Annotated in this window: 12 protein-coding genes; 5 read left to right on the top strand and 7 right to left on the bottom strand. The window is 55.8% G+C overall.

Annotation, left to right across the window (positions count from 1 at the left end):
• Nucleotides 1-32 precede the first annotated feature (32 nt).
• The 4 genes from ppc to ACT3UM_RS17455 are packed head-to-tail and all read left to right on the top strand — an operon-like array spanning nt 33 to nt 4658.
• On the top strand, nt 33-2681 hold the full coding sequence (ppc, locus tag ACT3UM_RS17470; protein ID WP_498900885.1) for a phosphoenolpyruvate carboxylase: 2649 nt from the start codon (nt 33-35) through the stop codon (nt 2679-2681).
• 45 nt (nt 2682-2726) lie between these two features.
• On the top strand, nt 2727-3272 hold the full coding sequence (locus ACT3UM_RS17465) for a DUF924 family protein (protein WP_498900883.1): 546 nt from the start codon (nt 2727-2729) through the stop codon (nt 3270-3272).
• Between the two features lie 36 nt (nt 3273-3308).
• Nucleotides 3309-4346: a 23S rRNA pseudouridine(2604) synthase RluF gene (gene rluF, locus ACT3UM_RS17460; protein ID WP_498900881.1), complete on the top strand. Its 1038-nt coding sequence runs from the start codon at nt 3309-3311 to the stop codon at nt 4344-4346.
• Nucleotides 4347-4379: 33 nt separating this feature from the next.
• Complete coding sequence (locus ACT3UM_RS17455; RefSeq protein ID WP_498900879.1) at nt 4380-4658, top strand: DUF1294 domain-containing protein; 279 nt, start codon at nt 4380-4382, stop codon at nt 4656-4658.
• An 80-nt stretch (nt 4659-4738) separates the two neighbouring features.
• On the opposite strand, the gene ACT3UM_RS17450 is transcribed toward ACT3UM_RS17455, so the two are convergent.
• Genes ACT3UM_RS17450 through ACT3UM_RS17435 form a run of 4 tightly spaced genes read right to left on the bottom strand, consistent with a single transcriptional unit; the run spans nt 4739 to nt 8029 of the window.
• Nucleotides 4739-5620: an Rpn family recombination-promoting nuclease/putative transposase gene (locus ACT3UM_RS17450; protein ID WP_498900877.1), complete on the bottom strand. Its 882-nt coding sequence runs from the start codon at nt 5618-5620 to the stop codon at nt 4739-4741.
• Nucleotides 5621-5661: 41 nt separating this feature from the next.
• Nucleotides 5662-6330: an anthranilate synthase component II gene (locus ACT3UM_RS17445; protein WP_498900875.1), complete on the bottom strand. Its 669-nt coding sequence runs from the start codon at nt 6328-6330 to the stop codon at nt 5662-5664.
• Complete coding sequence (locus tag ACT3UM_RS17440; protein WP_498900873.1) at nt 6327-7748, bottom strand: anthranilate synthase component I family protein; 1422 nt, start codon at nt 7746-7748, stop codon at nt 6327-6329. The genes ACT3UM_RS17445 and ACT3UM_RS17440 overlap by 4 nt, the downstream gene beginning before the upstream one ends.
• Nucleotides 7745-8029: a Trp family transcriptional regulator gene (locus tag ACT3UM_RS17435; RefSeq protein WP_498900871.1), complete on the bottom strand. Its 285-nt coding sequence runs from the start codon at nt 8027-8029 to the stop codon at nt 7745-7747. Before ACT3UM_RS17435 ends, ACT3UM_RS17440 begins: the two co-directional genes overlap by 4 nt.
• A 100-nt stretch (nt 8030-8129) precedes the next feature.
• Between ACT3UM_RS17435 and ACT3UM_RS17430 the strand changes: the two genes are divergently transcribed.
• Nucleotides 8130-10040, top strand: a complete 1911-nt coding sequence (locus ACT3UM_RS17430) for a monovalent cation:proton antiporter-2 (CPA2) family protein (RefSeq protein ID WP_498900869.1) — start codon at nt 8130-8132, stop codon at nt 10038-10040.
• Here the strand turns inward: ACT3UM_RS17430 and ACT3UM_RS17425 are convergent.
• From ACT3UM_RS17425 to ACT3UM_RS17415, 3 genes are all read right to left on the bottom strand, one after another.
• A complete protein-coding gene (locus ACT3UM_RS17425) occupies nt 10037-10600 on the bottom strand; it encodes a hypothetical protein (protein ID WP_498900867.1) in 564 nt (187 codons plus the stop codon). The genes ACT3UM_RS17430 and ACT3UM_RS17425 overlap by 4 nt on opposite strands.
• A 78-nt stretch (nt 10601-10678) precedes the next feature.
• Nucleotides 10679-11500, bottom strand: coding sequence for a class I SAM-dependent methyltransferase (locus ACT3UM_RS17420; protein WP_498900865.1), 822 nt, complete (start codon nt 11498-11500; stop codon nt 10679-10681).
• A 3-nt stretch (nt 11501-11503) separates the two neighbouring features.
• Nucleotides 11504-13207, bottom strand: a complete 1704-nt coding sequence (locus ACT3UM_RS17415; protein ID WP_498900863.1) for an AMP-binding protein — start codon at nt 13205-13207, stop codon at nt 11504-11506.
• Between the last annotated feature and the right edge of the window lie 7 nt (nt 13208-13214).

Below are 13214 nucleotides of genomic sequence, written 5' to 3'. Positions count from 1 at the left end.
AATTATGCGACCCCTGCAAGGAGGCCATGCCAATGAGTCACGACCTACACGAATCTCTGCGCGATAACGTGCGTATTCTGGGCGACAGCCTGGGGCGCACCATTGCCGATGATTTGGGCCAAGCATTTGTCGATAAAATTGAAACCATCCGCGCCCACGCCAAGCGCGGGCGCCAGGGCGACTCGCTGCAACAGCGCGAGTTGATCGAGTATCTGCGTGAGCTCCCCGAGAGCGACCTGCTGCCGGTCACCCGAGCCTTTAACCAGTTTTTAAACCTCGCCAATATTGCCGAACAGCACTATCGGGCACGCTTTCGCCGGGTAGAGGACTACAAACCCGGTTCCCAGCCGGTGTTGGGGGAGCTGCTTGAGCGCGCCCAGCAGGCGGGCAACTCACCGCGTAATCTGGTTGAGGCCCTCGCCAATATGCGCGTAGAACTGGTGCTCACCGCGCACCCCACGGAAGTTATCCGCCGCACCTTGATCCAAAAATATGACGCCATTGATGAGTGCCTAACCGCTATTGAGAGCTCTGATGACTACCCTGAGCGTGGCACCCGCGCCCAGGGGCGCCTGGAAGAGCTGATTAGTCAGGCGTGGCACACCGACGAGATTCGCCACGAGCGGCCCACCCCGGTAGACGAAGCCAAATGGGGCTTTGCAGTGATCGAAAACTCGCTGTGGCAGGCGGTGCCTGACTTCCACCGCGATCTGGATAATCTGCTGCTGGATACCGCTGGCGAGCGCCTGCCCCTGGACGCCGCACCGATTCGCTACGCCTCCTGGATGGGGGGGGACCGGGACGGTAACCCCAACGTTACCGCACGGGTGACCCGCGAAGTATTGCTACTGGGCCGCTGGATGGCCGCCGATCTCTATCTGCGCGATCTTGAGCAGCTCAAAACCGAGCTCTCCATGTGGAAGGCCAATAGTGCGCTCAAAGCCGAAGCGGGCGATGTCGCTGAGCCTTACCGCGAAGTGCTCAAGCGGTTGCTTGCGAGGATGGAGTCGACCCGGGATTGGGCCAAGGCCGAACTGGAAGGGCGCAACTACGACGGCGGGCCGATTATCGAAACCCGCGATCAGCTCTATTCGCCACTGCTCGCCTGCTACCGCTCGCTGTGCGATGTAGGTCTCGACACCATCGCCAATGGCGCACTGCTGGACACCCTGCGCCGGGTAGCCGTGTTTGGCGTCACGCTGACCAAGCTCGACCTACGCCAAGAAGCCAGCCGCCATGCCCAGGTGATAGAAGAGCTGACCAGCACGCTGGGCCTTGGCCACTACCGCGAATGGGACGAGGCTCAGCGCCAAGAGTTTCTGCTCGCCGAGCTTTCCTCGCGCCGCCCGCTGATTCCTCGCCGTTGGGAGTGCTCCGCCGAGTCCCGGGAGGTGCTGGACACCTTCAAAGTCATCGCCCAGGAGCATTCTGAAGCGCTGGGAACGTACATTATCTCCATGGCCGCTGAGCCCTCAGACGTGCTCACCGTCGCACTGCTGATGAAAGAGGTTGGGGGACAGGTAACGCTACCGATTGCGCCGCTATTTGAAACCCTTAACGACCTGGATCACGCAGGCGACGTTGTCGATAAACTGCTCTCAATTCCTGGCTATCGCTCGCTGATCGATGACCGTCAGGAGGTCATGATTGGCTACTCTGACTCGGCAAAAGATGCCGGCCAGCTGGCCGCTGCCTGGGCGCAGTACCGTGCACAGGAGTCGCTGGTGAATGTGTGTAATCGACACGGCGTCGATTTAACCCTGTTCCACGGCCGCGGCGGCACCGTCGGCCGCGGTGGTGGTCCGGCCCATGCGGCGATACTCTCCCAGCCCCCTGGTTCGGTAAACGGCAGCCTCAGGGTTACTGAGCAGGGCGAGATGATTCGCTTCAAGTTTGGCCAACCCGATATTGCCCTTCGTTCCATGGAGATCTACGCCTGTGCAGTACTGGAGGCCACGCTATTGCCTCCACGCACACCAGAACCCCACTGGCGCGAGGAGATGGATCAGCTCGCCAAGGTGGCGCACGCGGCTTACGTAGGCGTAGTGCGGGAAGACCCGGACTTTGTGCCTTATTTCCGCGCGGTCACACCAGAAGGCGCATTGGGCAGGCTGCCGTTGGGCTCACGCCCCACCAAGCGGCGTCAGGATGGCGGGGTCGAAACCCTGCGCGCCATTCCATGGATTTTCGCCTGGACGCAGATTCGCCTGATGCTGCCCGCATGGCTGGGCAGCGGCGAAGCCTTCTCGCGGCGCTTGGAACAGCCCGGTGGCCGTGATGTGCTGCAAGAGATGCGCAATGAGTGGCCCTTCTTCGGCACCTACCTGGACATGCTTGAGATGCTGCTGGCTAAAGCTGACGTAGCGATTGCCGCTTACTACGAGCACCGCTTAGTCGACGAGCCCTCGTTGAAGGCGTTGGGTAAACAATTACGCCAGCGCTTCGCGTCGTTGGAAGAAGCCGTGCTGGATATTCTTCAGCAGGAGAAGCTGCTGGAGAACACGCCGCTGATTCGCCAGGCGATCGATGTTCGCAACCCCTACATTGATCCGCTGCACGGTTTGCAGGCGGAGCTGCTGCAGCGTAATCGTGATGCCGATGGGGCGATTAGCGCCGATCTTTCCCGCGCACTCATGGTCACCATGGCGGGAATTGCGGCGGGTCTACGTAATACGGGCTAGGTAGTACGGGCTGGTTTTTTTAATTACTCTAAGGAGGAGGCGTCAATGCTCTCAGATGCTCAAGCAGTACTCGATTTTTGGTTTGAGGAATTGACGCCGGCTCAGTGGTTTAAAAAAGACGCTGAGTTGGATCGTACAATCTCGCAGCAGTTTGGCGCGTTGCATGCCCAAGCCGCACAGTGCGAGTGCTACGCTTGGCGGCAAACAGCCGAAGGGCGGCTCGCGGAGATCATTGTGCTGGATCAGTTCTCGCGTAATATCTACCGCGACGACGCCCGCGCCTTTGCCACCGATACCTTAGCGCTGGCGCTGGCCCAAGAGGCAGTGGCCGTTGGAGCCGATGCTCCGCTTTCCAGCGTGCAGCGGGCGTTTTTGTATATGCCCTATATGCATAGCGAGTCTGTGGTCATTCATGAGCTGGCGATGCAGCTGTTTGACCAGCCGGGGTTAGAGAATAATCTCGATTTTGAAGTACGCCACAAGGCGATTATTGATCGTTACGGGCGTTATCCGCACCGCAATGCATTGCTGGGGCGGGCCTCTAGCGACGAGGAGCTGGACTTTCTAAAGCAGCCCGGCTCCTCTTTTTAAGCGTATATTTATTCCCTTTTAGCCCTATGGCGTTATATGTCGTTGCGAAAATCTACCCGGATCAATAAGTACATTAGCGAAAGTGGCATGTGTTCGCGCCGCGAGGCCGACCGCTTTGTGGAGCAGGGCAACGTGTGGATTAATGGCCGCCGCGCCGCTACTGGCGATCAAGTGGTGGCGGGGGATCTGGTTAAGGTCAACGGTCAGGAGATCGAGCCTCAGGAAGAGGAGGATCTGGTGCTGATCGCGCTGAACAAACCGGTGGGCATTGTGAGTACCACCGAGTCCAGCGAAAAGGACAATATCGTTGAGTTTGTAAAACATGGCACGCGGATATTTCCTATTGGGCGGCTCGATAAAGACTCCCAGGGGCTGATCTTTTTAACCAATAACGGCGATCTGGTTAATAAGATTCTGCGCGCCAATAACAACCACGAAAAAGAGTACCAGGTGACGGTGAACAAGCCGATTACCGACGAGTTTATCGACGGCATGCAGAGCGGCGTGCCGATTCTGGGTAAGGTGACCAAGCGCTGCAAGGTGCAAAAAGAGTCCACCTTTGTGTTCACCATTACCTTGGTGCAGGGGCTCAATCGGCAAATTCGCCGTATGTGCGAATACTTTGGCTATGAGGTCACCCAGCTGATTCGCACGCGGATTATGAATGTGCCGCTTAAAGGCTTAGCCCTGGGCGATTGGCGCGATCTCACCGCCAAAGAGATCGAGACCATTATCGCCCTGACTGAACGCTCAGAGGCTGCCCCAGAGAAGAAAAGCAAACCTAAACCTGAAAGACCCAACTACAGCGCAGGCAGAGCAAAGCCGCCCGCCGCTAAAGGGCGTCAGAAACCGGCCAAAGCCGCCGACGCTAAACCCCTTCCCAAAGGTAAAAAAGCCGCCAGCGGAAAAGTCAGTACCGGCCCGAAAGGCGCTGCTTCTGGTAAGCCGCACTCCAAAGGCAAAGCCCCCGGTAAGCCGGGCGCTAAAAGCAAGCTTGGCGCGAAAGGTAAGCCAGTGGGTAAAGGCCGCGGTAAACCGGCGGCGGGCGGCAAGCCTTCACCGCGACGCAAATAGCATTCAACACCTCATCCTTCAAGAGTCTCCACTGTGATCCCAATCGTCGCTTTTTACGCTGTGGTCAGTATTCTCGCTTACGTGACCTATGCCATCGATAAAAAAGCGGCGATTAAAAACCGCCGTCGGGTAAGCGAGAAGTCGCTACATTTGCTTGGGGTGTTGGGCGGTTGGCCGGGCGCGCTACTGGCCCAGCAGCGGCTGCGGCATAAAACCCAGAAAACCGCTTTTCGATTGGTTTACTGGGTTACGGTAGCAGTGAATTTAGCGGGTTTGTGGGGCTTGCTGTTTTACCTAGGCTATTCGTCATAGCAGGTAGATGTATTCATGTTTGGCAACCATGCCTATCACCTGCTCAGTGCCAAGTGGCCGAGCCAACAGTTGCCGTGTATTTAGGGCTTAAACAGCTCGTCGAGAGATTTGGCTGTCAGCATTCGAGTTCCCCAGGTGCTAAGCTGCTCATCGGTTGCCGCGTCAAGCTTTGCCTCTACCCACAAAGGTAACTCACCAAATTTTGAGGCTAACTGAATACGCAGCAGCCCTGAAAAACCTTCTAGTCGACCTTCTTGCTTAGCTTCATTCAAAAACGAAACCTCATCCCGCAGCGCCCGTTCCCGCACAAGCGCCAAACGGCGAGTCTCTTCGTCGGCGCTCAGCTCGCGGATCCGGCTCATCGCTTTCTTAACCGGCTCGTGGGCAATATTGGCCATGGTAAGCTCCTCCTGCCAATGCTTAAAGAAGGTGATCCAGGCGCGCAGCGGGCCTTCCGATCCCCCAAGACGATCCGCCTTGTTTAGTTCGATCAGGTTCATCTGCAGAATGTTCCCCAGCGATACATTCGGCTGCTGCTCGTCGCGCATCTCAAACCGCCACATTGCCTGCTGTCGTTCTGCGTTCGTTGCGGTGAACAAGTCAAAGTCGAGAAGATGTAAACCTACCGTAGCATTAAGCGTTTGGTAATCCTCGCCCGCGCCGAGCTGATTTCCCAACATACGGGCTAGGTAAAACAACCCACGCTTGTGCCAAGCACCGTAGCGACGCACTTGTATTTCTACATTATAGCAGTGGCCTTCGCCATCGCGTGCAAGTACATCGAGTATGATGTACTTGCCGTTCAGCTCTGACGGCTCAATCGTCGGATTGAGTATTTCCACCGACTCAATGTCAGGTAAGTCAGGGCGCAGGTCGTTGATCAAATCCACTAATAGATCAGGAGCTTCGGCAAACAGACGCTTGAAGACGTAGTCGTTGGTGGGATCGAGTAGCTCATTCATCGCACCTCCTTGGGCAGTACGGATATGATCATTCCAATGCCTCAAACTTTAGACGCAAACAGAAAGTTAGCAATCAACTCTTTGCCGCCTTCGGTAGCGAAAGACTCTGGATGAAACTGGATACCGTGAATCGGGTACTCCCGATGTTTAACGCCCATCAGCTCAAACTCACCCATTGACTGCCAGCGGCTGCGCTGTTCGAAATTAGCAGCTTCCAGGGCACCTACGGTGGCGGTTACTTCCAGGCACTCGGGCAGGGTGGCCGCATCGGCAATCAGTGAGTGATAGCGCATTACCTCAAGCTGGTCGGGTACGCCATTAAACACCGAATGGTTATTATGATTGATCGGGCTAATTTTGCCGTGCATGGGTAGCGGCGCTTTCACCACCTTGCCGCCGAATACGTGCACAATGCCCTGCATGCCCAGGCAAACGCCTAGCAGCGGCGTGGTCTTACCCAGTTTTTCGATCACCTCAGCGCACACGCCAAAGTAGTGTGGGTCATCCGGCGAGCCGGGGCCGGGGGATATGATAATGCGATCCGGCGCCATGGCTTCGATGGCGTTAAAATCGATTTGATTATTGCGTTTAACGAGTATCTCGAAATTGGCCAGCCCGCCGCGATTTTTCTCCGTGGTCAGAATCTCACCAATAAACTGGTAGAGGTTATAGGTGAAGGAGTCGTAGTTGTCGATGATCAGCACCTTCATGCGGGGCTCTCCGTTTCCGTGCTCATAAAGGGGGTCAAGGCCTTGCGGGTGCCGGCAAACTTGCGGCGAATCTCTTCGTATTCATCTTCGGCGTTACTGTCATACACGTTGCCGCCGCAGGTTTGCACGTAAGCGCGCTCGCCGTTGACGAATACCGTACGAATGGGAATGGCAAAGGTGCAGTCGCCGTTAAACGAGAACTGGCCCACCGCACCCCCGTAGGGGCCGCGCCCGTCGGTTTCCAGGTCGTCGATAATTTTCATCGCCTCAATCTTGGGGGCGCCGGTGAGTGTGCCTGCAGGGAAGTTGCTGGCCAGCGCGGTAAACATATCTTCGCCTTCGGCGATAATGCCGACGATCTCGCTGGAGATATGCTGAACGTGGCTGAAACGCTTAATATCCATCAGGCTGCGCACTTTGACGGTGCCGAACTGGGCCACCCGGCCAATATCGTTGCGGTGTAGATCCACAATCATATTGTGTTCGGCGATCTCTTTGGGGTCGTTGAGCAGCGCCCGGGCGAGCTGGGTATCCTCCTGGGGCGTTTGGCCACGCAGCGTGGTGCCCGCCAGGGGGAAGGTTTCCATTTCCCCTTGGCGCAGCCGGAACAGAAGCTCGGGGCTGGCGCCAATCAGCTTCTGTTCGCCAAATTTGACGTAGTACATCTGCGGCGAAGGGTTAATGGTGCGTAGCTGGTCGTAGAGCGCCAAGGTATCGCCTTTAATACGAAAACGCTTTTTAAAGCCGACTTCACACTGGAACACCTTACCGTCGATAATATCCTGCTTTACCTTGGCCACCGCCTCGGCGTGCTCTGCCTGGCTCATGGTGTCGCCCAGCGCGGTGATTTGCAGCGGGCCTGCTGGCTCATCGTCTGCATTGATCAGCGTCTGCAAAAAGTCGTAGCGGCTGTTGTCGTAGTAGAAGTAGGTGACTTCCCCGGTCATTTTGTCGAGGATCAGACCATCTTTGTAGAGCCCAAAGCGGAAGGTATCGAAATCGTCGCTGGCTTTGAGCGTTAGCGATGGCTCGAAATACTGCATGGCGTCGTAGCCAAGATAGCCACTTAATCCACCGGCATATTTGCGGGAAATAATATTCTGCGGGATCAAGCTGCGCAGCAGCTCATAGGGATTATCGCTGGGGTAGTGATTGGCGTTGCCTTTGCGGTCTTCGATGGTCAGCGTGTTGCCGTTGGCGTAAAGCGTGTACTCGGGATCAAAGCCAATGATCGAATGGCGCGCCATATGGCTGTCTTCGCCCAGGGACTCCAGCATGTAGCAGGTCGCAAATTGGCGTTCGATTTTTTGAAATAGCGCAAAGAAGTCGCAGTCCGCCGCCAAGGTCACATAGTGAGGTTTGCGTGGCAGCGTAAAAGGCTGCGGGCCTGATGCGGCCTGTGTATTGGCAGTGGTCATGATGGATCATTCCGTGAAGAAGGTGGCGATGTTGAAGAAGGTAACGTTGCTAAGGCGCGGGAGCCCCGTGAAACCGTAGCAATGCCCACGCCCAGGGTTTCGGCAATTTTGCGGTGGGGCACGCCTTCCTGCAGCATTTTAAAAATCTGTAGGCGTTTACTGATTTCTTGGTACTCTGCAGGAGTCAGCAGGCTGGCCAGCGCCTCATCCATTGCGTCCGGCGAGTCGATGGCGAGCAGGTGACGAATGAGCTCAGCCTGGTAGTGTTCGTTTGTGGGCATGGTCAAGGCCGGTTAATAAGCGTGTACTAGCGTACTAGTACGATATATTGTTGGCCAGAAAAGTCAAGCAATGCGTGTTGATTTACGTTAAGGGAATTCGATGACCGGCTACTTTATTCAAGCTTTTATTTACCTTGTCGCCGCGGTGATTGCGGTACCGCTGGCCAAGCGCTTTGGCCTGGGGTCAGTGCTGGGTTATTTGGTTGCTGGGGTGGTGATTGGCCCCATTTTTGGGCTAGTGGGGCAGGAGACCACCACCATTCAGCACTTTGCCGAGTTTGGCGTGGTGATGATGCTATTTTTGGTGGGCATGGAGCTTGACCCCAAGGGCCTTTGGGCGATGCGCGTTAGGCTGATCGGTCTGGGTGGGCTTCAGGTAGTGCTAACGGCCGCTGCTGGCACTGCCATTGCTTGGTGGCTGGGGCTTGTGTGGCAAACCGCCCTGGCGGTGGGGCTGATTTTTGCGCTCTCCTCCACGGCCATTGTGTTGCAAACACTCAATGAGAAAGGGCTCGCCAAAACTGAAGGCGGGCGCAGCGCTTTCTCGGTACTGCTGTTCCAGGATATTGCGGTGATCCCAATGCTGGCGCTGATTCCGCTGCTGGCGCTGCCGGAATTAATGGGCGCGGGCGGCGATGATGGCCATGCCAGCTTAAGCTTGGTCACCCATTTGCCCGGTTGGGCACACGCCTTGGTGGTCGTCGCCGCTATCGCCAGCGTGATAGCCGGGGGCTACTATTTAGTGCCGCTGCTGTTTCGCTATGTGATTGGCTCTGGCCTGCGCGAGGTGTTTACCGCTACGGCGCTGATGCTGGTCATTGGCATCGCCGCACTGATGAGTGTGGTCAATCTATCTCCTGCCCTGGGGGCCTTTCTGGCCGGCGTGGTACTGGCCAATAGCGAGTTTAAGCACGAGCTGGAAGCCAATATTGAGCCCTTCAAAGGGCTGCTACTGGGGCTGTTCTTTATTACCGTCGGCGCGGGCATCAACTTCTCGGTGCTGGCGGCAGAGTGGGGCACGGTACTCTCGTTAGGCGTGGCGGTTATCGTTGTCAAAGGTGTTATTTTGCTGGGCTTGGCGCTGCTATTCCGCGTGCATGGCAGCAACGGCTGGCTATTTACGTTAAGCCTTGCCCAAGCCGGTGAATTCGGCTTTGTGCTGCTAACCTACAGCGTACAAAACAGCGTGATTCCTACTGATATCTCCCAGATTCTCTCACTTGTTGTGGCGCTATCGATGTTCTTAACGCCGCTGCTATTTATTGCCTATGACCGACTGGTGCTGCCGCGCTACCTTATCGCTAAAAACGATGATCGCGAAGCCGATGCCATTGAGGAGCAGGCACCGGTTATCGTGGCGGGGGTAGGGCGGTTTGGACAAATTATCTGCCGCTTGCTGCGCGCCAATAATATCCCCATCGTGGCGCTGGATCTGGAGATTGAGCAGATCGAGAACCTGCGAAAAATTAACATCAAAAGCTACTTTGGCGACGCCAGTCGCTCCGATTTGCTTGAGACCGCAGGGATTGAGCACGCTCGGCTATTGGTTATCGCCTTAGATGATCGTGAGCGTGCCGTGCAGATGGTTAAGCATGTGAAGCATGCCTACCCCCAAGTGTGGGTGTTGGCCCGTGCCTTCGACCGTGGGCATGGCTATCAGCTGCGTGATGCGGGCGCCGACGACGTGATCAGTGAAACCTACCACTCAGCGCTAGAGCTGGGTGGTCACGCGCTGACGGCTATGGGCGTGCACCCCATGCGAGCGAAGCAGATGACCTGGGCCTTTGTGCAGAACGAAGATGCCCATGAAGACGAGCTGTTTGCCGCCTGGAAAGATATCGAAGAGGGCATCAGCTTCAGTCCCCGCTATGGTGAGCTATTTATGAAGCTGGAAGAGTCGCTGAATAGTGCCATGCAGCAGGATTGGCCAGAACCGCAACAGGAAGATGTGCCTATTTGGACACCGCCAGACCAAGATCGCGATAATGTTCAACGTGTAGGTGAAAACTAAAAAGGCAGATGCAGAGAAGCGCTTAGCATATTGAGGTGGTTGAGGGAGGGAGCGTCGATGCGTTCGTACTCCAAACGACTGACGAGTCGGTTAATCGTCACGGTGGCGCCGAAACCTTGTAGCATCGCAGTGCCGCTTTCATCGGCACCTTTCAGGTCGCTTTCACCTCGCCATTCCGTGATGCCGGACTTCGCATAGACGCTGAAAGCGCCCATGCGAATACCGGCAATAACGGCACCTCCCAAGCTCAACGTATCCATAATCAGCGGGCTGACACCAGAGGAAGTGGCGATTTCTTCGCTTTCCCGGTAGGCAATTTCAGCACCGATATCGAGTTGGGGGAGCCGCCAGGGGCTGAAGCCTGCGGTGACTCGAAAACCGCTAGTATAGTTATCAAGGCTTTGAAGATCGCTGCCTTCTAAGATAACGCCGTTATCAAGCTGCATCAGTTCGCTATTGGGTGCGGTATAGGCCATGACCGGCGGGGTATCGTCGGCGTAGCTGCTAAACCAGGGAACAGAGCAGCAGAGCAGGGTGCTTGCCAAGCGTTTGATTGGCATTTCTTATACACCTATCGTTTCGTACCCATCTATTATCGTTTTGCCATGGGTAGGGAGGAAAAGCTATTGCTATTCAGGTTAGCAACTGGCTTGGATTTCCACCACTTTAATTGCGCCAAGAGCTAGGTTATCGACTAAATTTTTACCCATAGTCAGAAAGCGTTCGCCAAATATCCATTGGGGTGACAGCACCGCTTGCCGTGGCGTCTGCTCCTTTTGCCGCTGGCGTTGGCGCCATTCCAAGGCGATTTCGCTCCAGTCTTCCACGTGTTCAAGTAGAAAACCGCCTGTTTCCAGCAGTCGAGTCAGCCCTGTAATAGTCAGTAGGTGGGAGTGCTCGGAAGAGGCTGCCCAGGGCACCGGGTAGCGAAGGTGTGCCACATTGGGGCCGCTGATGACTTCATGCATCACTAGCTGCCCGCCAGGGCGCAGAACACGCTGGCTTTCTGCGATTACCTTGGTGGCATCGGGCATATTGAGTAGGCTGTGCTGAAAGAGCACGGCATCAAAGCTGCTATTGGCAAATGGCAGGGCGCTCGCGTTACCGGTTACCCAGGTGAGTGGTAACGCGTCAGTCTGGTTAACCCGTAAACTCAGCGCTTTGTTCAGTGCACTGAAGCCATGCGTAATATCCAGCCCAGTCACCTTAAAACCCATCGCAGCGCCCTGGCGCATTAATCCGCCCAGCCCCGCGCCGATATCCAGTACTTTGTGGGTGTCAGGGTTGAGGCGTGCCAGCAGCCGAGTAGAGGCCGCCACGCCGCCAATATGCAGCTGATCCAAAGGGGCCAGTTGATGCAGCGTGGGGCCAGCGGGGTAGTGGGCGTCAATCTGCGCCAATATCTCATCAGCGCGCAGGGCGCGCTGATAGTGGTCGGCTAAAGGGTTGGAGGGGATCATCGCTTACGATTCTTGATCCAAGCCCAACTCTTGAATGGAAATTTCACGCATTTTGAATTTCTGAATCTTGCCGGTGACGGTCATCGGGAACTCGTCAACGAACTTGAAGTAGCGCGGAATCTTGAAGTGAGTGATTTTGCCCTTGCAGTATTCACGCAATTCTTCACCGGTGACCTCATCGGCAGTGCTGTTGAGTTTTACCCAGGCAATCAGCTCTTCGCCATACTTCTTATCCGGCACGCCGGTAACCTGTACCTCAGAAATCGCCGGGTGGGCGTATAAAAACTCTTCGATCTCTTTGGGATAGACGTTCTCGCCGCCGCGAATGACCATATCTTTGATGCGGCCGACGATCTGGATGTAGCCCTCCTCATCCATGGTGGCGAGGTCGCCGGTGTGCATCCAGCCCGCTTCGTCGATGGCCTCGGCGGTGGCTTTATCGTTGTTCCAGTACTTGAGCATTACGCTATAGCCGCGGGTACACAGCTCGCCGATTTCACCACGTGGCAAGATACCGCCGTTACCGGGGTCGACAATTTTGTTCTCTAAGTGAGGCTGGGTACGGCCCACGGTGGAAACGCGTTTCTCAATGCTGTCGTTGGCACCCGTTTGAGTGGAGACCGGGCTGGTTTCCGTCATGCCGTAGGCGATTTGCACGCCCTTCATATTCATCTTATTGATGACTTGCTTCATGATTTCCGCAGGGCAGATCGAGCCCGCCATAATCCCGGTGCGCAGTGTGGAGAAGTCAGTGCTAGCAAAACCCTCGTGTTCAAGCTCGGCGATAAACATGGTGGGCACGCCGTAGAGCGCGGTGGCTTTCTGCTCGTGAACCGCTTTAAGTACTTTGCCGGGATCGAAGCCCTCATCCGGGTAAATCATGGTGGCGCCGTGGGTCATACAGCCCAGGTTGCCCATCACCATGCCAAAGCAGTGATAAAGCGGCACCGGAATCACCAAACGGTCTTTGCTGGTAAAGCCCATGCTTTCCGCCACAAAAAAACCGTTATTGAGAATATTGTGGTGGGAAAGCGTTGCACCTTTAGGAAAGCCCGTGGTGCCCGAGGTGTACTGGATATTGATCGCATCATCAAACTGCAGCGTTGCCTGCAGGTCGTCAACATCGGTTTGGCTAACCTTATTGGCTTCTTTCATCAGGTCAGACCAGCGCCACATGCCGCTGAGCTTTTCGCTGCTTAAATTAATAACGCACTCAAGGTCGGGCAGCTTTTGTGACTTCAGCTCGCCATCGTTACTGGCTTTTAATTCTGGTGCCAGTTCATACAGCATGGCGCTGTAGTCAGAGCTTTTAAAGCTGTTGGCAGTGACCAGAAAACGGGCACCGGACTGATTCAGCGCGTACTCCAGCTCATGGGTGCGGTAGGAGGGGTTAATGTTGACCAAAATGGCGCCAATTTTGGCGGTGGCGAATTGAGTTAACGTCCATTCACTGCAGTTGGGCGCCCAGATGGCCACGCGGTCGCCCTTGTTAACCCCAATGGAGAGCAGGGCGCGGGCACAGCGGTTAACCTCTTCGTGAAGTTGGCGATAGCTCCAGTGAATATTCTGGTGCAGCACAATCAGCGCATCGTTATCGGCGTATTGCGTCGCGATCTGGTCGAATTTATCGCCAATGGTCATACCTAGCAGCGGTTTGTCCGCCATGCTGCTGGAGTAGCTGGGTTGGGTAAGAGCAGATGATGCCATGTTGAGA

The organism is Halomonas sp. AOP13-D3-9 (genome assembly GCF_052379125.1).
GTDB lineage: Bacteria > Pseudomonadota > Gammaproteobacteria > Pseudomonadales > Halomonadaceae > Vreelandella.
Note: the sequence above shows the minus strand (reverse complement) of the source record. Positions and strands in the feature narration are given on the sequence as shown.